The sequence below is a fragment of the Streptomyces sp. NPDC030799 genome, from assembly GCF_055572255.1.
The window spans coordinates 149,338-170,149 of sequence record NZ_JBVIDS010000001.1; the positions used below are offsets into that span (position 1 = coordinate 149,338).

Consider the following 20,812-nt stretch of genomic DNA (forward strand, 5'->3'; position numbering starts at 1 on the left):
ATCAAGTCTGTGTCTTCTGCGAAGGAGACGCTCCCGTGCGAATTACTGACATTCAGCGCTGCGAAGTCCGGCCCGGCCGGCTCGTCGAGTGGACGTTCGGCCCGGCGACCGTCGCCGCCGCGGCAGTGCTCCCGCCGGATCCTCGGCCGCCGGCGTACATCCAGGAGTCGCACATCAGAACCGCACGGTCGGTGCGCGAGGACGGACTGTTCGTGCCGACCTGGATCGGCGCGGCGTTCGATCTGCCGGGCCACGCCGAACTAGCCGCGCTCGAACGGGCGTTGCGCGGCTGGACGCTCCGGCACGAGACACTGCGCAGCGGCTTCAGATGGGCCGGTGACGACATGCACCGGTTCACGCTCGACGAGGACGACGTGTCGCTGCGCCGCGAGGTGGTCGGCGACTTCACCGACGCGGACACCCTGGTCCGGTATCTGCAGGACCGGTTCGACGTCGCGGCGGACGCGCTCGGCTGGCCGAACCTCATCTACGCGGCGGTCCTCCGCGAGGACTCCACCAGCGTGTACCTGGCCTTCGACCACACCAACGTCGACGCCTACTCCCTGCAGCGCATCCCGGACGAGATCGGCGAGTTGTACCGGGCGGGCCTCATGGGCCGGTCCGTGGCCGATCACGCCGTGGGCAGTTACGTCGACTTCTGCGAGCAGGAGCGGGCGAACGCGGACGGCATCGACGACACGCACACGATCGTCGACCGCTGGCGGGAGTTCATCGCCCGGTGCGACGGGAAACTCCCGGACTTTCCCGTCGACCTGGGGCTGCGGCCCGGTGGCACGCTGCCCGCCCAGCAGCTGCTGCGCGAGCCGCTCGTCGACGCGGACGCCGCCGCCGCGTTCGAGGCGTACTGCCGGCCCCACGGCGGCAGCATGGTGGGCGTCCTGGCCGCGACCAGCCTCATCGTGCACCAGCTCGGCGGACAGCCGGTCTACCGCACGGTCGTGCCGTTCCACACCCGGGTGAAATCCGCCTGGTCGGACTCCGTGGGCTGGTACGTCGGCGGCGCGCCCATCGAGGTGCCCGCGGCACGGGACTTCGACACCGCGCTCGCCACGGTCCGCGCCGAGCTGCAGGCCAACCGGTCGCTGGCGCGCATTCCGCTGGCCCGCGTACTGCGCCTGCTCGGCGCGGACTTCCGGCCGACCTCGCCCGACCTGTACTCGATCGTCTCGTACGTCGACGCCCGCGTCGTCCCCGGTGCGGACCGCTGGACCGGGCAGAAGGCGTACGCGCTGATCCGGGTGTCGTACGGCGACCAGGTGTGCGTGTGGGTCAACCGGCTGTACGAAGGTCTGTGGCTTGCTTGCCGTTACCCCGACACCGACGTCGCGTACAAGAACCTCCGGCGGTACATCGAGGCGCTGCGCGACCTCGTACTGTCCGTGCCCGCTCCCGATCGCATGCAGGCCGCGGAGCCGACCTGCTCTTAATACAACTGCCTTTTCCGGCATTCGTGTTGGGGCACCGAATGACAACCCGCGTCAGTGTGGCGGCAGTTGTCATCACCCGGTAATGCATTCACGCTCATGTCCCCTTTTGGACACGGATATCCGCCAAAGTGGAATACCGAGTATCGCTACTGCTAGTGTTCAGCCAGTCACGGTAGGCAATCAGCCTCGACGTACAAGCAAGAAGAGCCGAGGGTTCCATGCGCAAGCTTCAGCAGGTCGTGATCGCAGCAGTGGCGGCCGGCGGTCTGTCCGCGGTCGGCGGCGCCGCCGGTACCGCCTACGCTCACGGTGGCGGCGGGCTGGAGGTGAACGACCTCTACCGCCCCTACCAGGAGTGCAGCCCGCAGACGGTGGCCGACGGCAACCTCCCGATCGGCGTGCTCGGTCTCTCCCAGACCCTGGACACCACCTGCGGCCAGTTCAACAACGCTTTCACTGGCTGAGGTCGACGGCGTCGTCGCATGCGACGCCTCCCGCGGAACCCTTCGGGTCAGCCCCCGAAGGGTTCCGTGCACGCCGGGCCGGTTGCCTGAACCTCGAAGACGAAGACAGAGCCCGGCGTTGCCGGTTCGCGGCACACGGCGTCCGGGCGCCCCTCACAAAGGAAACGCATCCCATGCTCAGTAGGAAGAAGATCGCGGCCGTTTCGGGGCTTGTTGGCGGCCTCGCCGTGACCTGCGCCGGTCTCGCCCAGCCGTACGCCATGGCCGGTCCGGGTGTCTGTACGCGCGACCTCCAGGGCAACGTCAGCTGCATCCAGCGGATCCAGGGCGAACTGCCGGAGAACGGGGTCATGCCCCACCAGGAGAACTGCATGCCGATGCAGCCCCTGTTGCTGCCCGCCGCCCTGGGCAACGGGACGATGCGCATCGGGCCCGAGGTGACCTGCAGGGGTGTGACGCCCGACAGGGGTGACAAGCCGGACGTGACCGACCTGTTGGGGTGAGCCTGGGGCCGGACCTTCCGGTGGAATTCCTGCCGTAATCCGACACGACGTATGGAAAGATCCCAAATTGCTACCGATTGTGTGTATATGCTCACACTAAGTAGTCAAGCCAGGGCTTCCTGCCCGGGTAAGAAAGGGTCAAACCATGCGTAAGTTTCAGCGCGCCGCAGTCGTAGCCGCGGCGGTTGCGGGTCTGTCCACCCTCGGCGTCGGCGTCAGCTTCGCCGGCGGCTACGACGACACCCCTCCGCAGATCAACGCGGTGGCCAACTCGTCGGCCAACGCCGTGGCCACGTGGGGCGGTTACTTCACTCCCCAGCCGGGTGACGGTGGCCACAAGGACGCCCCCACGGGCGAGGAGGGTTACGGCCAGTACTCCGCTCCGACCGACAGCGGTCAGCAGCAGCAGCAGCAGTAGTAGAAGAACCCCAAGGTCTCGATGCGCACGTTGAGCGCGCTGCGGTCGTAGCGCATCGACACCCCTTTGGAGCACGACATGCACATCGTACGAACTGAACGTCCCTGTCCTGGATCAACTCGGACTGTTCGCCGGTGTGCTGAGTAATACCCCATGGCGAAGGCAGCCCGGACGCGCGGCAGACACCTCAGGGTGCGCGTCCGGGCTGCGGCTGTGTCGTCGCCGGACGCGCCTGACAAGGCGTCAAGGCGCTTGGTTCGACGTTCGGCTTTCTCCAAGGCCCGGGTGCGCGCCGTTCACGGCGTCGGCGTCCGGGCCTCCAATGCAAAGGAACACAAGCCATGTTCACTCGGCAGAAGATCGCGACCGTCTCGGGGCTCGTCGGAAGTCTCGCCGTGATCTGCGTCGGCGCCGCGCACGCGCACGCCGATGAACCCAGGAGCGATTGCCGGAACACCGTTCTGGGCGACACCATCTGCATGCGCAAGAGCGAGACGGACGTCGACAAGCGCGGCGCCCACGCCATCAAGCAGACGCGGGACTGCGCGGTCGCCGACCGGCCGCGCGTGCTGTTCCCCGACGACGATCTGCTGGGCGGCGGAACCAAGAACGTGGGGCCGGCTGTGGACTGCTCCAACAAACTGGAGCTGCCCAAGGGCTTCAAGAAGCCTCAGGTCAAGAAGCCCCAGGCGCCGAAGCTGAAGTTCAAGAAACCCCACATCCGTTTCTGACAGGCGATCAGAGAAATGCCGGACCGGGATCGCTCCCGGTCCGGCATTTCGACTTCATGTGACCGCGGGGGTCTTCCGGTGACATGGAATTCCCCGGTGCCCCGACCTGCGGCCGGGACACCGGGGAAAGATTCCTACTTGATTTCCTGCTTATTTTCCGACTTTTCTCGCTTACTTTCCGACCGCGTTGTTGCAGCCCATGCTCGAGCCGAGGGACGACTGCTGCGCCCCCGGGTTGCCCTCGCCGTTCAGCAGGTTGCCGCCCAGGCCGTTGGCGATGCCGACCTCTCCGAGGACGTCGACATTGGCGTCGTGCGACCTGCAGGTGGTGCTCTGCAGAACGCTGAAGCGGTCGCTGTCGCCGCCCTTGTGCCAGCCCTGGTCGGCGTGGGCGGCGCCGGCGCTCAGGAGCCCGACGCTCCCGAGGGCGGCGACCAGGACGGCAGCCTTGCGGAGCTTGTGCATGTCATCTCCGGTGGGGTGATGAAGTGGATGCGATCCGTGACAGATCGACTTCGTACGGTTATGGAGGCTAATACGAAATAACCAAGGCCAATCGGCGACGCGCCGAATTCGGAATTCCTGTCACTCTGAATGCCCATGCGCGCACAAAAAGGAACCGACCCCGAGTGTGGAGCTCGGGGCCGGTATTATTTCCCGCTTTTAGTCGCCTGTGCGACCGTGTGCTCAGAAGGCGCTGTTGTTGCAGCCCATGGTCGAGCCGATGTGGGTCGACTGGGCACCCGGGTCGCCCTCGCCGTTGAGCGCGTTGCCCAGGAGGCCGTTGAGGATGCCGACCTCGCCGAGGACGTCCAGGTTCAGGTCGTGCGACTTGCAGTTGGAGCTCTGCAGGACGCTGAACTTGTCGCTCTTCTCGCCGCCCTTGCCTCCCCAGCCGTCCTGGCCGGCGTGGGCGGTGCCGCTCATGAGGGCGATGCTGCCGACGGCCGCGACCAGGACGGCAGCCTTGCGAAGCTTGTGCATGTCATCTCCGGTGGAGTGAAGTTGATTGCGATCTATGACAGATCGACTTCTTACAGTTACGGGAGGTTAATCAGAAATAGCTCAAAACGGACAGCGACGCGCCGACTTCATGATCCCTGAGCAAAAGCACCCGAAAGCCGCAACGCATGCGAACGGGCCCTTCGGAGCGATCCCCGAAGGGCCCGTGGCTGGGCGTCGATGTCCGGCTTCTCCCCTTTTCCCAGGGGGAGTTGTACTGGTGCGCGGAGTCCGGTCCGAGGGCGGAGAGGCCCTAGTGCGCGGTCGCGTGGGCGAGGGCGTTCGACTGCATGTTGGACTGGCCGCAGTCGATGCCGTGAGTGTCGGCGGCGGCGAGTACGGCGACCGGGACGGCCGCGTTGAGCAGCGACTGCGGGCTGCACTCCTGGGACGGGCGGAAGAGGTTGCTCTGCAGGGACGAGGAGTCGCCGCCCTGTCCCGGGGTGGCCTGCGGGCTGATCTGCGGGCTGATCGACGGGCTCAGTGTCGGGTTGACCTGCGGGGTCACCTCGGCGCCACGCTGCGGGGCCTGCGGTGTCCGAGGGGCGCCATAGCTCTGCGTGCTGGCCTGGGCGGAAGTGGCCGAGTCCGCCTGGGCGTCCAGCTGCGAAACGGGGGGCGGCGCAGCGCCGTTGTAGCCGTTGTAGGCGGGCGCTGCGGCGGAGCTGGGGCCGGCGCCGACGGCGGACAGACCCCCGGCTGCTGCGACGACGAGCGCGACTTGCTGAAGCTTGCGCATGGAACCCTCGGCCCTTCATTGACCTGTGCACGGAACGTGTCGGAATACTGGTGTCTCACTGCAGCTGTTGCTGTGGTTGCTGCCCTGGGCGGCTGCGATGGACCATCGCTCTGTCCTCGTGGGGAACGACACAAGTGCCGAGCCGGATACGGCTGTCGGGCTCCGGTCACCCATTTGCCCCAGGGGTGCGCGCGCCTCGGTATCGCGTTGCGGACTCCCCTGCAATCCTGACCTCACGCGTCCGTCCGTCAATGGCAAATGGGTGACGGACTTCCGGGCCCCGTGACCGGGGCGGGGGAAATGTCGTTGCCAGCTGGGAGAGGGCAGCGATCATGGATCACGGAGGGGTAAAGGGAGTTCGCTGCCAGCTCTGGCGTAAGTCCGTGTGCGGCCCGGGAGTTACCCCCGTAACGGCGCAGTACGACCATACGAATACCGGGCCGAGTGCATACGAGACCGCACCGAATACAACGGATTTCCCTGTTCAGGTATTGAAGGGCCGAGGGTTCCATGCGCAAGATTCACAAGGCCGCGCTCGTCGTAGCGGCGGCCGGCGGCTTGTCCGCCATCGGCGCCGGCGTCAGCCATGCCGACACTCCCGTCGGATACGGCGGTGGTGCCGCTCCAGCGCCGGCTCCCGAGTACCCCGCACCCCCGTACGCGGCTCCGCAGTACGCACCTCCGCAGTACGCCATGCCCCAGTACGCGCCGCCCCAGTACGCACCTCCGCAGTACGCCGTGCCGCAGTACGCGCCCCCGCAGTACGCGCCTCCTCAGTACCCGCCGCCCCCGCCGAGCGGTCCGCACGCCGCGGCGACGGCCAACTCGCGGGGCGTCGCACAGGTCGCCGCTCCGCAGCCGTATGCCCAGCCGGTGATGCCGCCGCCTCCGCCCGCGCCGCCCGCGCCACCGCAGCAGACCGGTTACGCCGCCGCGACGGCCACGTCCCTGGGCTCCGCGCAGGCCTCCAACTCGCCGTACGCCCCCCAGCAGGCGGCCGCGCCGCAGCCGGCGGCACAGGTCATGCCCCAGGTCAGCCCGCAGTCCGCGCCGGAGGTCATGCCGCGGGTCGCCCCGCAGGTCGCCGTTCCCCAGACCTTCGGCGCGACGGAGGCCCCGCCGAAGGTCGCCCCGCAGGTGAACCCCCAGGTGAACCCCCAGGTCAACCCGCTCGTCAACCCGCTGGTCGCAGGGGCCGGCACGCCGCAGGTTCCCGGGCTCGGCCTCGGACAGGTCGCGGCGCCTCCCGTCGGCCAGCTGGGTCTTCCCCGCCTCGGCTGATCGCCCAGCCGCGCTCCGCCGCCCCTTCTCGATCTGCTGCAGATCGCATCCGCTAGACCATCGGAGAAGTAATGCGCACGTTTCACAAGGCCGTCCTCGTGGGCGCCGTCCTCGGCAGCGTCGGCACCTTCGGTGTCAGCCCCGCCTCCGCCCACGGTGAGCCGGGCCACGACCTCGATGTCACGCAGGGCATCGAATGCCGCTCGCACGACATGAACATCGATGTGCTCGGCAGCGTCGGCGCCGTCAACGGCCTCGCGGGCAACCTGCTGAACGGCGAAGGCAACCCGGGCGCGCAGCAGAGCCACCTCGGCTCGGACATGGGCTGCAACAGCAAGGCGCTCTGAGCCGGCCGTACCGCGCCGGATCGTCCCCGCAAGCACCGGGGAGGGTCCGGCGCTCTTCTGTGTGCGGGCCGTGTCGCCTCGGTGCCGGCCTGAACGACGAAAACGCCCTCCCTGAGGGGAGGGCGGAAACCGGCGCCCCCGGCAGGACTCGAACCTGCGGCCAAGCGCTTAGAAGGCGCCTGCTCTATCCACTGAGCTACGGGGGCCTGGTGTGGTGGCCTCGTGCCGGGTGCCCCGAGGGGCTGATCCCTGACGTTGCCCGGGGACAAGGATAGGGCTCCCGGTTCCCTGACCCTGTCGCTTCCCCTCCGTGGCTCGATGTGGAGGTTCGGTGAAGCGGTCCTGATAATCGCAGGCAGGTGCGATTCGTGCATCGCTTTTGGCCTCCGACGCACCGGGTGTTGTGCACTCGTTATGCCTCGACTGCGCCCGTGTCCCAATGGTTCCTTACGTCCGTTCCGTCCCCTCGGCGCGCAGACATGTCTATATGCTTCAGAATTCCCCTAAAATTGGGCATTCTTCGCATGTGGTGACCTTGGACGTAAGGCCTCAGCTGCTCGACACACTCTCCGCTCTGCGCGACAGTGTCGCCGCCACACGCTTTCCGCTGCCCCTGCCCGGGGCCGCACGTGCGCGTGCCAACCGCGACGAACTCCTCGCGCAGCTCGACGACTATCTCGTACCCCGTCTGCGAGAGCCCGAGGCGCCGTTGCTCGCCGTCGTCGGCGGCTCCACCGGCGCGGGCAAGTCGACGCTCGTCAACTCCCTCGTCGGGCGGCGCGTGAGCGAGGCGGGCGTGCTGCGGCCGACGACCCGGACGCCGGTTCTCGTCTGCCACCCGGACGACCATCACTGGTTCAGCGGGATGCGCGTGCTCCCCGAGCTCACGCGCGTGTGGGCGCACCAGCAGGACCCCGTCGACGAACTGCTGCTGTCCGAGCGCGAGACCCCCGCGCGCGTGCTGCGCATCGAGACCACCGAGACCATCCCGCGCGGGCTCGCCCTCCTCGACGCCCCCGACATCGACTCGCTGATCGCCGACAACCGTGTCCTCGCGGCGGAGCTGATCTGTGCCGCCGACGTCTGGATCATGGTCACGACGGCGACCCGCTACGCCGACGCCGTCCCCTGGCACCTGCTGCGCACCGCCAAGGAGTACGACGCCACCCTCGTCACCGTCCTGGACCGGGTGCCCCACCAGGTGGTCTCGGAGGTCTCCCGGCAGTACGGCGCCCTGCTCACCAAGGCCGGGCTCGGCGACGTACCCCGCTTCACCGTGCCCGAGCTGCCCGAGTCCGCGTGGGGCGCCGGACTGCTGCCCGCCACCGCCGTCGCGCCCCTGAGGACCTGGCTGGTGCACCACGCCCAGGACCCCGCCTCCCGGCAGCAGGTGATCGCCCGCACGGCTCACGGCCTCCTCGACTCGCTCAAGTCGCGCATGCCCGAGCTGGCCGGCGCCGTCGCCGCCCAGTACGCGGCCGCCGTGCGGCTCACCACCGCCGTGGAGACCGCCTACGACGGCGAGCACGCGCGGGTGCGCGGCCGTCTGCAGGCCGGCGCCGTACTCGCCGGGGACGCGCTCAAGCGCTGGCGGGCCTTCCCCCTGGACTGCACCCCCGGGGAACTCCTCGACGCGCTCGTGGAAAGCCTGGCCGCCCTGCTGTTGTGCTCCGTCACCGCCGCCGACGAGCGGGTCGACGAGGCCTGGCGGCACGAGCCCGCGGCCGGCGCCCCGGGCCTCGCCGGCCGTGACCGCTCCCCGGAGAGCGCCGAGCACCGCATCGGCCTCGCCGTACGGCGCTGGCGGCGGGAGCTGGAGGAGTACGCGGAGGACGAGGTGCGGGTACTGGAGCGCACATCCGCACCCGACCCCGAGGTCGTCGCCGCCGTCGTCGCCACCTCGCTGCTGGGCGGGCGCCGCACGCGCAACGTGGGCGAGGGGCTCGCCGACAAGCTCGGCGCCCATGGCGCGCTGCGGCTGCGCGACCGGGCGGCGCGCCTGCTGGCCGAGTACGTCGACCGGGTCATGCACGCCGAACGCGAGCGGCGCCTCGCCCCGCTGGACGCCCTCGGCGTCAACCCCGGACCCCAGGCCGAACTCATCGCCGCGCTGTCCGTACTGCAGAAGGAGAGGTGACCGGTGACGGCCGCCACTGATCAGGACCACATGGAGCACACCGACCGCACGGCGCGCACCGAGCACAGCGGTCACCTGGATGCCGAGGTCAGGAGACCAATGGAGCGTGGCGACCTGCTCGGGGAACTGCCGCCCCCGAGCTCGGGCGTGCCCGGCGACGCCGGCGCCGTGCCGGAGGACGGCACCCCGGGCGGTACCTCCGCCACCGCCCCCGGGAACCGGCCCGAGGGCGCGGGCGGGGATTCCGAACCGCCCGCATCGACGGCGGACGCCGACACGCCGAAGAACCCGGCCGAGGCCGACGACCGGGGCGGCGACGCGGCCACAGCCGAGTCCGAGTGCGAGTCCGGTGCCGGTGCCGGGGCTGGGTCCGGGCCCGGGGCCGTGGCCGTGGCCGAGTCCGGGGCCGAGTCGGGGTTCGGGTCGGGGGCCGGGTTCATGTCGGAGCCCGGGTTCGGGTTGGGGACCGAGTCCGGGGTCGGGTCCGAGGCCGAGGACCGTGACCGGGGGCGGCACGCGCGCGTGACGGGGGCGGACGCGGGCCCCGAGTCACAGATCCGCACGGTGCCGGCGGAACCGGCCGTCGAGCGCGAGGCGCGCGTGACGGACCAGGGCGCGGGCGGGGGCGTGCCGGACAAGAGCACCGACGCGCGCGTGACGGACAAGGCACCGGGCAGGCCTGGGCTCGGCGAGCCCGCGGACCCGGGCGCCACGGGACGGGGTACGGGGCGGGACGGGGCCGGCCTGGGGAAGGGCGCGGATGGGGGCGGTACGGGGCGGGGGTCGGGCTGGGGTGGGCTCGGGAAGGGTGCCGATGCGGGCGTGACGGGGCCGGGCAGGGCTGGTCTGGGGAAGGGTGCCGAGGCGGAGGGTGCGGGGCGGGACGGGGCCGGCCTCGGGAAGGGGGCGGACGGGGGCGTGACGGGGCCGGGTCGGGCCGTGGTCGGGAAGGGTGCCGATGCGGGCGTGACGGGGACCGGCAGGGCTGGGCTCGGGAAGGGTGCCGAGGCGCGGGTGGCGGATCAGGGCGCGGGCCGGGACAGGGCCGGCCTCGCCAAGCACGCCGACGCGGGTGGCGGTCAGCGCTCCCGCCCGCCGCACCGCACGCCCCGGCAGCCCGGCCCCAGCGACGAGGCGACCCCCCGACGCACGCCGGGCACCGGGACCGGCACCGGCACCGGCACCGACGCCGATCCCGGCACCCACGCCCGTGCCGACGCCGACGCCGACTCCACGGAGACATGGGACGACGGCCTCATCGCCCGGCGTGTCACGGACGCCGCGGCCGCCGCGCTCGCCGCCGAGCGGGAGACCACCACCCGGGGCCTGGGCAACAACCCGCCCGCCCCCCTGGCATACGACGGCCCGCTGCGCTCCCGCCTCGACGCCCTGCGCGAACTCGTCGGCCTCTCCCGCACCCGGCTGGACAAGCACACCCTCTCCGAGGCCGGCCGGGTCCTGGACGAGGCGGCCGCCCGCCGCAAGCTCTCCGGCCGGCACACCGTCATCGCCATCGCGGGCGCCACGGGCAGCGGCAAGTCGCAGCTGTTCAACGCCCTCGCCGGCGTGGCCATCTCGGAGACCGGCGTACGGCGCCCCACCACGGCCGCCCCCATCGCGTGCAGCTGGAGCGACGGCGCGGCGGGCCTGATCGACCGACTGGGCATCCCGGGCCGGCTGCGCCGCCGCCCCGTGCACAACCCGGAAACCGAGGCGGAGCTGCGCGGGCTGGTCCTGGTCGACCTGCCCGACCACGACTCCGCCGCCGTACAGCACCGCGAACAGGTCGACCGGATCCTGAAGCTGGTCGACGCGGTGATCTGGGTGGTCGACCCGGAGAAGTACGCCGACGCCATCCTGCACGAGCGCTATCTGCGGCCCATGGCCGGCCACGCCGAGGTCATGTTCGTCGTCCTCAACCAGGTCGACCGGCTGCCCGGGGACGCCGCCGACCAGGTCCTGGACGACATGCGGCGGCTGCTGGACGAGGACGGCGTCGCGCTTGGCGAGCACGGGGAGCCCGGCGCGACCGTGCTCGCGCTGTCCGCGCTCACCGGCGAGGGCGTCGGCGAACTGCGCGAGGCGCTCGGCCAGTTCGTCGCGGAGCGCGGCGCGGCGGCCCGCCGGGTCGCGGCCGACGTGGACGCCGCCGCGGCCGAACTGCGGCCCGTCTACGCCGCCGAACGGCGCGTCGGCCTCAGTGAGGAGGCGCGCGAGGAGTTCGGGGCGCGGCTCGCGGACGCGGTGGGCGCCACCGCGGCGGGCGAGGCCGCCGAGCGGGCCTGGCTGCGCAACGCCAACCGCGCCTGCGGCACGCCCTGGCTGCGGCTGTGGCGCTGGTACCAGGGGCGCGGCGACTCCACGACGGGCCGCCACGCGGTGCGCACGCAGGCCGACGAGGAGGCCACGGCACGGCAGCGCGTCGAGCAGGCGGTCCGTACGGTGGCCGACCGGGCCTCGGCCGGGCTGCCGGGGCCGTGGGCGCAGGCGGTGCGCGAGGCGGCCGTACGCGGCTCGCAGGGGCTGTCGGAGGCGCTGGACGAGCTGGCGGCGCGGGCCGGACTGCCTCCGGGCCGGCCGCCGCGGCCCGGCTGGTGGCCGGCCGCGGTGCTGGTCCAGGCGGCCATGACGCTGCTGCAGATCGTGGGCGGGGTGTGGCTGGCGGGCCAGATCGCCGGCGTCATGGCGCCCAACCTCGGGGTCCCGGTGCTGCTGATGCTGTGCGGGATCATCGGCGGGCCGCTGGTGGAGTGGGGCTGCCGGATGGCGGCCAGAGGACCGGCCCGGCGCTACGGCCAGGAGGCGGAACGGCGGCTGCGGGAGGCGGCCGCCGGCTGCGGCCGGGCCCGGGTGCTCGACCCGGTGGCGGCGGAACTGCTGCGCTACCGGGAGGTGCGGGAGCAGTACGCACGGGTCGTGCGGACCGGGTCGGGGGTGCGGGTCGGCTGAAGGGCCTGCTGAGGGGGCGCCTGCCGATGGGGAGCCGAGGGGTCGGCCCACGGGTGCTGAGGGGCCGGCCGAGGGGGCTGCCGACGGGCCCGTGGGCGGGCCGATCGAGGAGCGGATGCGGTCACCGGGGGTGAAGGCGGTGGCGGGGGCGGGCGTCACCCGTGCAGGTGGCGGGGTTTTCCACAGGTGCATGGTCGTCCACAGCGCTCAGCGGGCCCGGCCCGACGGAGGCAGTCTGGGGTCGCGGCGATCGCACGGCGGGACCGGCCGGAGGACGGCGGGAGCGGCGCGCGATCGGCGGGACGTGCGGGCACGTACGGCGGTCGTACGTGCCGGCGCGGCAGACGCAGCCGTACGGGACGGGCCCGTACGTGTGTCCGCCCGGCCATGCCGGGCCGGGCGGGGGAGGGGAGCGAGGACATGAACGAGACGATCGTCTGTGTGGTGGGCAATGTGGCGACCGCGCCGGTGTACCGGGAGACACCGGCGGGTCAGTCGGCCCGGTTCCGGCTGGCGGTGACCGCGCGGTACTGGGACCGGGAGAAGAGCGTCTGGACGGACGGGCACACCAACTTCTTCACGGTGTGGGCCAACCGCCAGCTCGCGGTCAACGTGACGGCGTGCGTCGAGGTGGGCCAGCCGGTGGTCGTACAGGGCCGGCTGAAGGTGCGCACGGAGGTGCGCGACGGACAACAGCAGTGGGCCTCCGCCGACATCGACGCCGTGGCGATCGGCCACGACCTCTCTCGCGGTACGGCCGTCTTCCAGCGCGCGGGCAGGCCGGAGGCACCTGCGACGGCGAACCGGCCGGAGCCGAACTGGGAGACCCCACCCGGGCCTGCCGGCACACCGGACGAGGAAATGACCCAAAGGGCGCCCCAAGCCATGGCGGTGACATGACGTCAGCGATGGTACGAACGGGTTGATTTGTCGATATGCCCAGCTCATGGACGGTCCCGGCGATAACGATTGCGGATCGGATCGCCCATCGGATCATCCGACCGGCCGGAGAGGCTCCGCCTGATCCATAGGATGCCGGGCGTGCCCCTAGGGGCTGCCGATTCTGCTGGTGGGACCGTCCCCCACGTCCAACGGGTCCTGCTCGAAGGGGAATTCTGTGCTTGCTGCGTTCTGTGGGCTCCGCCGTTCCGCCCAAGCGGCCCGCGTGGCCGCCGCCGCGTCGGCGTCCGGTCTGGTGGCGGCCGGTGTCCTGTCCGGCGCCGGTTCGGCAGCGGCCGACGAGAGACCGCAGACCCAGGGCGGGGCGACGGCCACGATCAACGGTCTGAAGACCTACGGCGAGGCCGTGATCCACCAGGACGGCGGCGACCAGCATGTGCAGGCCGGCCTGTTCGAGATGTCCGTCGACGGCGGCGGCACCCTGCAGACGTACTGCGTCGACCTCCACAACCCCACCCAGCGCGACGCCCACTACCAGGAGACGCCCTGGAGCGGCACCTCGCTGGGCGCCAACAAGGACGCCGGCCGGATCCGCTGGATCCTGCAGCACTCCTACCCCCAGGTCAACGACCTCGCCGCGCTCGCCCGCCAGGCGGGCGCCGGCGCTCTGACCGAGCAGGACGCGGCGGCCGGCACCCAGGTGGCCATCTGGCGGTACTCCGACGGAGCGAAGGTCGACGCCGTCGACCCGCAGGCCGAGAAGCTCGCCGACTACCTGCAGAAGAGCGCCCGCGACCTCGGCGAACCGCAGGCCTCGCTCACCCTGGACCCGCCCGCGGTCTCCGGGCGGCCGGGCGGCCTGCTCGGACCGGTGACCGTGCACACCAACGCGGGCACGGTCGCGGTGAGCCCGCCGGCGGACGAGGCCACCAGCGGGGTGCGGATCACCGACAAGACCGGCAAGGCGATCACCTCCGCGAAGGACGGCAGCCGGCTGTACTTCCACATCCCCGAGGACGCCTCCGCCGGCACCGCCCAGCTGACCGTGCAGGCGTCGACCACCGTGCCCGTGGGCCGTGCCTTCGCCTCCGACAGCCGCAGCCAGACCCAGATCCTGGCCGGCTCCAGCGAGTCCACGGTCTCCGCGACCGCAACCGCCACCTGGGCCGCCGAGGGTGCCATACCGGAGCTGTCGGCCCACAAGGACTGTGCCGGGAGCGGCGTGGACATCGTCGCGGCCAACAAGGGCGACAAGCCCTTCACTTTCGAACTGATGGGCGCCGAGCACACCGTCCCCGCGGGCGCCTCCCGCACGGTGACCGTCCCGCTCCAGGAGGACCAGGCCTACGACTTCACGATCACCGGGCCGCACGGCTTCAGCCGCCGCTTCACCGGCGTCCTCGACTGCCGGACGCAGGGCGCGATCACGACACAGACGGCCAAGGTCCACAACGAGCCCAGCCCCGCCACGGTGGCGGGCGGCACCACAGCACCCGACACCGACCTCGCCGCGACGGGCGGCTCCGCGATCACCCCGCTGATCGCCGGTGTGGCCATCGGGTTCGTGGTGATCGGCGGGGCGGTCCTGGTGGTGCTGCGCAAGCGCGAGCAGCCGGGCGACTGACGGTCCGGCGGGGCTGCACGGCGGCCCCGGCATCCGGAGCCGACCGGCAGCAGAAAAGAGTGCCGGTCGGATGCAACCTCCCCCCGAGCCCGTGCGTATAGGAGGCGATACCGCACTTCACTTGGGGGGACCTCATGCATTTGGACCGTTCGGCCGGTCGGACCGCCGGCCGTCTCGCCGCCGCTGCCGCGGCCTGTATCGCCCTGCTCTCGGCCGTCGGCTGCTCGGCGGACGTGGGTACCGGCGTGCGTACGGTCGCCGATGCACCGGGTGCGCGGACCCCCTCGGCGGCCGCGAAGGCCAAGGGCGGGAAGGACGGCACGGGCAGGGCGTCCGAGGCGCGTCCGGCTCCGTCCGTGCCGGAGCCCGCTGTCCTGGCGCAGGCGCGGGTGAACGTGGCCGACGGGCAGACGGTGGGGGTGGGTATGCCGATATCCGTGACCTTCTCCCGGCCGGTTCCCGCCGCCGAGCGCAAGGCCGTGGAGAGCTGGCTGCGGGTGCAGACCTCGTCCGGCACGCCCGGCGCGTGGAGCTGGGTGAAGGACCAGAGCCTCCTGGACGGGCAGCGCGTCGACTTCCGCCCCCGGACCACCTACTGGCAGTCCGGTACCAAGGTCGGTCTGCGTCTCGGTTCGCACGGCGTCCGGCACTTCACCATCGGCCGGTCACTGGTCGCCACGGTCGACGCGCGGACGCACGAGATGACCGTCCGCACCGGCGACACGACGAAGCGCATCCCGGTCACCACCGGGGCGCCGGGCCTGGACACCTGGAACGGGACGATGGTCGTCATGGACAAACAGTCCAGGGTGCTCATGGACTCCCGCACCGTGGGCCTGGGCAAGGAGTACCGCGGCACCTACTTCTGGGCCGTGCACCTGACGACGTCGGGGACGTACGTGCACCAGAACCCGCGGGCCGACACCGAGGCCGGACACCGCAACGTCACCCACGGCTGTGTCGGCCTGGCCACCGACGGCACCGCCCGGCGCTTCTACGACCAGGTACGGGTCGGTGACGTCGTCACGGTCACCGGGGCCGACAAGGCGACCGTCGCCGCCGGCAACGGCTACGGCGACTGGAACCTGACCTGGAAGCAGTGGCTCGCGCACAGCGCCACCGGGCAGAGCACGACCGCATGACCCCCGCCGCACCGGCCCCGCACGGCGCGCCCCGCGCCGTGAGAGAGAGCACGACAAGGTGACCGAGGACGAGTTCGACCTCTTCTACACGGCTGCCTACCCGCGTCTGGTCGGCCAGCTGTACGCCCTGACGGGGGATTACGCCGAAGCCCAGGACGTGGTGCAGGAGGCGTTCGTACGCGCCTGGGACCGCCGTTCGTCCGTCCTGACCGGCGACCGGGTTCCCGAGGCGTGGATCCGCACGGTGGCACACCGTCTGGCGCTGAGCCGCCGGCGGCGGGCGCGCCGCTGGTGGGAGCTGGTGCGGGGCGAGTCCGCGCAGCGGCCGGTGCCCGAACCCGGCCCGGACCACGTGGCGTTGGTCGCCGCTCTGCGGCGCCTGCCCGAAGCCCAGCGGACCGCGATCGTGCTGCACCACCTGTGCGATCTGAGTGTGGAGCAGGTGGCCGCCGAGACCGGCGTGGCCGTCGGCACCGTCAAGGCACGGCTGTCACGCGGCCGTTCCGCACTCGCCGCTCACCTGGTGAGCGAGGAATCCCACCCGACGGAGGAAGCCTGTGTCTGACCAGCCGCCACCACATCCCCTGACCGAGGCGGAGCTGTCCGCCCGGCTCCGTGACCTGGCCGCGCACGGCGCGGCCCCGGCCCCGGCCACAGGGGCCCAGGTGAGGAGCCGGGCGCAACGCCGCCGCCGCGGCCGACGCGTTGTGCTCTCCAGCAGCGCGCTGGCGGCAGCGGCCCTCGCCACCGTCACCTCCGGCGCCCTCGGCTCCTCCGCCAAGCCGGCCACGCCCCCCGCGACATCCGTGTCCCACACCCCCACACCGGCCCCGTCCCCGGCACCCGTCCAGCGGGTGACGATCGACCTGGACGCCCACACCCTGACCATCAAGGGCAGGAGGTTCCCCATCAGCGCGCCGCAGAAGAACTGCCCGATCGGCGAGAAGACGGTCACCGTCACCGCCAAGTACCCCACCCTCACCCTGCGCCCCTACGTGATCACCAAGTATCCGGACGTCAAGCAGTGGGCGATCACCTTCACCGACCGCAGTCACCACCAGCGGCTCCTGATGTGGGCGCTGGACCCCTCCGCCGGTCTCGCCAGCATCGGCGACGACGCCCCGCCCGGCTCCATCGCCCTCGCACCCGAAGCCGGGAAGTGGGTGTACGACGCCATCAAGCCCGGCGCACGTGTGGAGATCAAGGGCCGCCAGGCGAAGAGCGCGGACCCGGGCTCCACATGCACCGACCGCCAATCGATCACCCGCGCCCCCTGACGCCGGCCCACCGACGCACAGGCCACCGTCGCCACCACTGGCAGTTTCGACGGCAGCCTACTTCGAACACGCGTTTGCGGTTGCTGACGACGGACGCATCGGGAGTGGGGCCAAGGGCGTGCAGACCGGGCAGGCGGCCCCGACGAGTTCGACCAGGCCCACGCCCCCTGTGGGCGCGACGATCTTCGACCAGTTGTTGGCCACCCAGACTCCGTGCAGGCACGGTGCGTGCCGATACGGCAGGCAGTCGACCGGTAGGGGATCCACGGCGATCAGGGGCGGCCCGTCGAGACGGCGGACATCGTGCTGCCCGCCGCACACTGCGAGATCGTCCACGAGATCCCGATCAACCGTTAGGCGGCGCCGTCGGCAGCGAGCCAATCGCCGAGCGCCGAGAAGTCGGCGTCCACGAGTCCTTGAGCCGGATCGACGCGATGAAGCAGCGACGGACCAGGATGTTGGGCATCGACCCACAAGCGATCCGTGGCGCTGATTTCGTCGTCGACCCAGATGAACGGTCGACCGTCGGCCCATTCGACCAAGGGGCGGGTCTTCCAGTGCAGGCCGCGGGGTCCCTCGTCGGCGCCGGCGTCCGGCCATTCCACCACGGGCAGCCTCGGCAGTCCCAGGCGCGGAGCGACGGCCTCGTTCGCATCCTCCATCCACGTTGTGGCCCACACGAGAGGGCAGTCCAGGGCCAGGAGGCGCGATCCGATGCCGGGGTCCAGCCGATCAAGCAGCGGGTTGCCCTGATCGACGGACGTCGGGGAGCCGTACGACGCCCCGAACGGGATGAGCGGCCCGTCGACGTCGAGGAAGAGGACGGGGCGCCCCGCTGCGCTGGTCACAGCGGCACGATAGCCCGGCGCGGTGGTGGCGGGACTCTGCTTCCCGGGCCGTCCCTGGGCCCTCCGAGGGTGCCCGAGGCCGCCCAACGGCGACCGACAGCGACAGACGAGCCACCGCCGCGAGCCACGAAACCCCAGGTCACAGCCCCCGGACCAAACGGGTTAACACCCAAGGCTGGCGTTCAGGCAAGATGGGGTGTATCTGCCCACTGCCTGATTTCAAGCTGCCGGACGGTTTCTCTTGGCTGAGTTCATTTACACCATGCGCAAGGCGCGCAAGGCGCACGGCGACAAGGTGATCCTCGATGACGTCACCCTGAACTTCCTGCCGGGGGCGAAGATCGGCGTCGTCGGCCCGAACGGTGCCGGTAAGTCGACCGTGCTGAAGATCATGGCGGGGCTGGAGCAGCCGTCCAACGGTGACGCCTTCCTCTCGCCCGGCTACACCGTCGGCATCCTGCTGCAGGAGCCCCCGCTCAACGAGGAGAAGACCGTCCTGGAGAACGTCCAGGAGGGTGTCGCCGAGATCAAGGGCAAGCTCGACCGGTTCAACGAGATCGCCGAGCTGATGGCGACGGACTACTCCGACGCGCTGCTGGAGGAGATGGGCAAGCTCCAGGAGGAGCTGGACCACGCCGAGGCCTGGGACCTGGACGCCCAGCTGGAGCAGGCCATGGACGCCCTCGGCTGCCCGCCCGGCGACTGGCCCGTCACCAACCTCTCCGGTGGTGAGAAGCGCCGCGTCGCGCTGTGCAAGCTGCTGCTGGAGCAGCCCGACCTGCTGCTTCTCGACGAGCCCACCAACCACCTCGACGCCGAGTCCGTGAACTGGCTGGAGCAGCACCTGGCCAAGTACCCGGGCACCGTCGTGGCCGTCACCCACGACCGGTACTTCCTGGACAACGTCGCGGGCTGGATCTGCGAGGTCGACCGCGGCCGCCTGCACGGCTACGAGGGCAACTACTCCAAGTACCTGGAGACCAAGGCCGCCCGCCTCAAGGTCGAGGGCCAGAAGGACGCCAAGCGGCAGAAGCGGCTCAAGGAAGAGCTGGAGTGGGTGCGGTCCAACGCCAAGGGGCGGCAGGCCAAGTCCAAGGCGCGTCTCGCCCGGTACGAGGAGATGGCCGCCGAGGCCGAGAAGATGCGGAAGCTGGACTTCGAGGAGATCCAGATCCCGCCGGGCCCGCGCCTGGGCAACGTCGTCGTCGAGGTCGACAACCTCAGCAAGGCCTTCGGTGAGAAGGTCCTGATCGACGACCTGAGCTTCACCCTGCCGCGCAACGGCATCGTCGGTGTCATCGGCCCGAACGGCGCCGGCAAGACGACCCTGTTCAAGATGATCCAGGGTCTTGAGCAGCCCGACTCCGGTTCGATCAAGGTCGGCGACACCGTCAAGATCTCCTACGTCGACCAGAGCCGCGCGAACATCGACCCCAAGAAGACGCTGTGGGCCGTCGTCTCCGACGAGCTGGACTACATCAACGTCGGCCAGGTCGAGATGCCGTCCCGGGCGTACGTGTCCGCGTTCGGCTTCAAGGGCCCGGACCAGCAGAAGCCGGCCGGTGTCCTCTCCGGTGGTGAGCGCAACCGCCTCAACCTGGCGCTGACCCTCAAGCAGGGCGGCAACCTGCTGCTCCTCGACGAGCCCACCAACGACCTCGACGTCGAGACGCTCTCCAGCCTGGAGAACGCGCTGCTGGAGTTCCCCGGCTGCGCCGTCGTCGTCTCCCACGACCGGTGGTTCCTGGACCGGGTCGCCACGCACATCCTCGCCTACGAGGGTGACTCCAAGTGGTTCTGGTTCGAGGGCAACTTCGAGTCGTACGAGAAGAACAAGATCGAGCGGCTCGGGCCGGACGCCGCGCGTCCGCACCGCGCCACCTACAAGAAGCTGACCCGGGGCTGATCGATCTTGCGCCACATCTACCGCTGCCCGCTGCGCTGGTCGGACATGGACGCGTACGGACATGTCAACAACGCGATCTTCCTCCGCTACCTGGAGGAGGCCCGTATCGACTTCCTGTCCCGTCGCGGCACGGAGTCCAAGCAGGGTTCCGTGGTGGCGCGCCATGAGATCGACTACAAGCGGCAGCTCGTCCACCGGCCCACGCCCGTGGACATCGAGCTGTGGGTCACGGAGATCAAGGCCGCGTCCTTCACCGTCTCCTACGAGGTGAAGGACGAGGAGGCCGTGTACGTGCGCGCCCGCACCGTCGTGGTGCCGTTCGACTTCGACCGGCAGCGGCCGCGCCGGATCACCGCCGAGGAGCGGGAGTTCCTCCAGAAGTACCAGGACGACGCCGACGAGGAGGCCGTCGCCGCATGACGGTGCTGCACCTGGCCGACGAGACGGAGGCGGCCGACCTCGCCGCCTTCCTCTCCCGGCTGCTCCACTACGACCGTGGAGCCGCGGTGCGCCTGCAGGCGGCCGGCACGGCGCTCGCCGTCTTCGGCCGCCCGCCGTCCTTCGAGGTGCTGGCCGTACGCGCGGTACGGCTGGCGAAGCCGTACGAGAACGGGCTCGACGTCACCCTCGACGTGACCGTCTCCGCCGGTGAGCTCCTGGAGTCCGTGGACGAGCGCGCGGCCACGGCCGCCGTACCGGCCGCGGTCACCGGTCCGCCGTGGGCCGGGGTGCTGCCGCCGCGCGGCGGATGGCAGGCCGAGCCGGGGCTGCCCGCCCCGGACGCGCTGCGGGCGACCGTCGCCGCGGCGGTCACCGAGTTCCGTTCCCGTACGGAGGAACTGGCTCCGGACGGCCGTACCCGCGCGGAGCTGGACCGGATCGGGCGGGACATCTGGTCCCGGGAGGTCGGGCGGACCGGGCTTCCGGTGCGGGCCGTGCACGCCGCCCAGTCCCTGGGCTTCCTCAGGCCGGGCGCCGATCCGGCCGACACCGGGCTGTTCTCCTCCGGGGCGTGGCTCCGGCTGCGCACCCCCTACGGATCCGTCGCGGTACGGCGGGCCGGGCTCGGCTCGCTGGGTGTCAGCGTGCGCTGAGC

The 20,812-nt window shown here is 71.0% G+C and carries 21 protein-coding genes, 1 tRNA gene and 1 pseudogene; 18 read left to right on the forward strand and 5 right to left on the reverse strand.

The window, feature by feature from the left end:
* Positions 1 to 35 precede the first annotated feature (35 nt).
* From ACZ41I_RS00635 to ACZ41I_RS00655, 5 genes are all read left to right on the forward strand, one after another.
* Positions 36 to 1,448 (forward strand): condensation domain-containing protein, encoded by a 1,413-nt coding sequence (locus ACZ41I_RS00635; RefSeq protein ID WP_468512840.1) that lies wholly within the window; start codon positions 36 to 38, stop codon positions 1,446 to 1,448.
* 218 nt (positions 1,449 to 1,666) lie between these two features.
* Complete coding sequence (locus ACZ41I_RS00640; protein ID WP_363216846.1) at positions 1,667 to 1,912, forward strand: hypothetical protein; 246 nt, start codon at positions 1,667 to 1,669, stop codon at positions 1,910 to 1,912.
* A 173-nt stretch (positions 1,913 to 2,085) separates the two neighbouring features.
* Complete coding sequence (locus tag ACZ41I_RS00645; RefSeq protein WP_363216847.1) at positions 2,086 to 2,415, forward strand: hypothetical protein; 330 nt, start codon at positions 2,086 to 2,088, stop codon at positions 2,413 to 2,415.
* A gap of 145 nt (positions 2,416 to 2,560) precedes the next feature.
* Complete coding sequence (locus tag ACZ41I_RS00650) at positions 2,561 to 2,833, forward strand: hypothetical protein (RefSeq protein ID WP_468512841.1); 273 nt, start codon at positions 2,561 to 2,563, stop codon at positions 2,831 to 2,833.
* Positions 2,834 to 3,174: 341 nt separating this feature from the next.
* Positions 3,175 to 3,564: a hypothetical protein gene (locus ACZ41I_RS00655; RefSeq protein WP_363216849.1), complete on the forward strand. Its 390-nt coding sequence runs from the start codon at positions 3,175 to 3,177 to the stop codon at positions 3,562 to 3,564.
* Between the two features lie 171 nt (positions 3,565 to 3,735).
* On the opposite strand, the gene ACZ41I_RS00660 is transcribed toward ACZ41I_RS00655, so the two are convergent.
* From ACZ41I_RS00660 to ACZ41I_RS00670, 3 genes are all read right to left on the reverse strand, one after another.
* The gene (locus tag ACZ41I_RS00660) at positions 3,736 to 4,029 is read right to left on the reverse strand and encodes a hypothetical protein (protein WP_468512842.1); all 294 of its coding nucleotides are present in this window, start codon (positions 4,027 to 4,029) and stop codon (positions 3,736 to 3,738) included.
* Between the two features lie 222 nt (positions 4,030 to 4,251).
* Entirely contained in the window at positions 4,252 to 4,548 is a 297-nt protein-coding gene (locus tag ACZ41I_RS00665) for a hypothetical protein (RefSeq protein ID WP_363216851.1), read from the reverse strand.
* 271 nt (positions 4,549 to 4,819) lie between these two features.
* Positions 4,820 to 5,305 (reverse strand): hypothetical protein, encoded by a 486-nt coding sequence (locus ACZ41I_RS00670; RefSeq protein WP_363216852.1) that lies wholly within the window; start codon positions 5,303 to 5,305, stop codon positions 4,820 to 4,822.
* 510 nt (positions 5,306 to 5,815) lie between these two features.
* Here ACZ41I_RS00670 and ACZ41I_RS00675 point away from each other — a divergent pair.
* Both ACZ41I_RS00675 and ACZ41I_RS00680 read left to right on the forward strand, forming a co-directional pair.
* Positions 5,816 to 6,586: a hypothetical protein gene (locus ACZ41I_RS00675; RefSeq protein ID WP_468512843.1), complete on the forward strand. Its 771-nt coding sequence runs from the start codon at positions 5,816 to 5,818 to the stop codon at positions 6,584 to 6,586.
* Between the two features lie 71 nt (positions 6,587 to 6,657).
* Positions 6,658 to 6,933 (forward strand): hypothetical protein, encoded by a 276-nt coding sequence (locus ACZ41I_RS00680; RefSeq protein WP_399768913.1) that lies wholly within the window; start codon positions 6,658 to 6,660, stop codon positions 6,931 to 6,933.
* Between the two features lie 133 nt (positions 6,934 to 7,066).
* Here the strand turns inward: ACZ41I_RS00680 and ACZ41I_RS00685 are convergent.
* Positions 7,067 to 7,139 (reverse strand) — tRNA-Arg (locus ACZ41I_RS00685).
* A 320-nt stretch (positions 7,140 to 7,459) separates the two neighbouring features.
* Here ACZ41I_RS00685 and ACZ41I_RS00690 point away from each other — a divergent pair.
* From ACZ41I_RS00690 to ACZ41I_RS00725, 8 genes and pseudogenes are all read left to right on the forward strand, one after another.
* Complete coding sequence (locus ACZ41I_RS00690) at positions 7,460 to 9,070, forward strand: dynamin family protein (protein WP_468512844.1); 1,611 nt, start codon at positions 7,460 to 7,462, stop codon at positions 9,068 to 9,070.
* A 1,014-nt stretch (positions 9,071 to 10,084) separates the two neighbouring features.
* Positions 10,085 to 12,019 carry a YfjP family GTPase gene (locus tag ACZ41I_RS00695; RefSeq protein WP_468513067.1) on the forward strand — a complete coding sequence of 645 codons (1,935 nt, stop codon included), beginning with the start codon at positions 10,085 to 10,087 and terminating at the stop codon, positions 12,017 to 12,019.
* A 420-nt stretch (positions 12,020 to 12,439) separates the two neighbouring features.
* Positions 12,440 to 12,919 carry a single-stranded DNA-binding protein gene (locus ACZ41I_RS00700; RefSeq protein WP_468319661.1) on the forward strand — a complete coding sequence of 160 codons (480 nt, stop codon included), beginning with the start codon at positions 12,440 to 12,442 and terminating at the stop codon, positions 12,917 to 12,919.
* Between the two features lie 265 nt (positions 12,920 to 13,184).
* Entirely contained in the window at positions 13,185 to 14,543 is a 1,359-nt protein-coding gene (locus tag ACZ41I_RS00705; RefSeq protein ID WP_468319659.1) for a Cys-Gln thioester bond-forming surface protein, read from the forward strand.
* 134 nt (positions 14,544 to 14,677) lie between these two features.
* Positions 14,678 to 15,685, forward strand: a complete 1,008-nt coding sequence (locus ACZ41I_RS00710; protein WP_468512845.1) for a L,D-transpeptidase — start codon at positions 14,678 to 14,680, stop codon at positions 15,683 to 15,685.
* Positions 15,686 to 15,743: 58 nt separating this feature from the next.
* Positions 15,744 to 16,250, forward strand: a complete 507-nt coding sequence (locus tag ACZ41I_RS00715; RefSeq protein WP_363216858.1) for a SigE family RNA polymerase sigma factor — start codon at positions 15,744 to 15,746, stop codon at positions 16,248 to 16,250.
* On the forward strand, positions 16,243 to 16,962 hold the full coding sequence (locus ACZ41I_RS00720) for a L,D-transpeptidase (protein ID WP_468512846.1): 720 nt from the start codon (positions 16,243 to 16,245) through the stop codon (positions 16,960 to 16,962). The genes ACZ41I_RS00715 and ACZ41I_RS00720 overlap by 8 nt, the downstream gene beginning before the upstream one ends.
* Positions 16,963 to 17,226: 264 nt before the next feature.
* Positions 17,227 to 17,319 (forward strand): annotated as a pseudogene (locus ACZ41I_RS00725) (GntR family transcriptional regulator); the annotation flags it as partial.
* Here the strand turns inward: ACZ41I_RS00725 and ACZ41I_RS00730 are convergent.
* Entirely contained in the window at positions 17,316 to 17,810 is a 495-nt protein-coding gene (locus ACZ41I_RS00730) for an HAD domain-containing protein (protein ID WP_468512847.1), read from the reverse strand. The pseudogene ACZ41I_RS00725 and the gene ACZ41I_RS00730 sit on opposite strands and share 4 nt — an antisense overlap.
* A 241-nt stretch (positions 17,811 to 18,051) precedes the next feature.
* On the opposite strand from ACZ41I_RS00730, the gene ettA reads away from it, so the two are divergent.
* The 3 genes from ettA to ACZ41I_RS00745 are packed head-to-tail and all read left to right on the forward strand — an operon-like array spanning position 18,052 to position 20,810.
* Positions 18,052 to 19,716, forward strand: coding sequence for an energy-dependent translational throttle protein EttA (gene ettA / locus ACZ41I_RS00735; RefSeq protein WP_399768924.1), 1,665 nt, complete (start codon positions 18,052 to 18,054; stop codon positions 19,714 to 19,716).
* 6 nt (positions 19,717 to 19,722) lie between these two features.
* Entirely contained in the window at positions 19,723 to 20,136 is a 414-nt protein-coding gene (locus ACZ41I_RS00740; RefSeq protein ID WP_468512848.1) for an acyl-CoA thioesterase, read from the forward strand.
* The gene (locus ACZ41I_RS00745; RefSeq protein ID WP_363216865.1) at positions 20,133 to 20,810 is read left to right on the forward strand and encodes a DUF8185 domain-containing protein; all 678 of its coding nucleotides are present in this window, start codon (positions 20,133 to 20,135) and stop codon (positions 20,808 to 20,810) included. Before ACZ41I_RS00740 ends, ACZ41I_RS00745 begins: the two co-directional genes overlap by 4 nt.
* Positions 20,811 to 20,812: the final 2 nt, after the last annotated feature.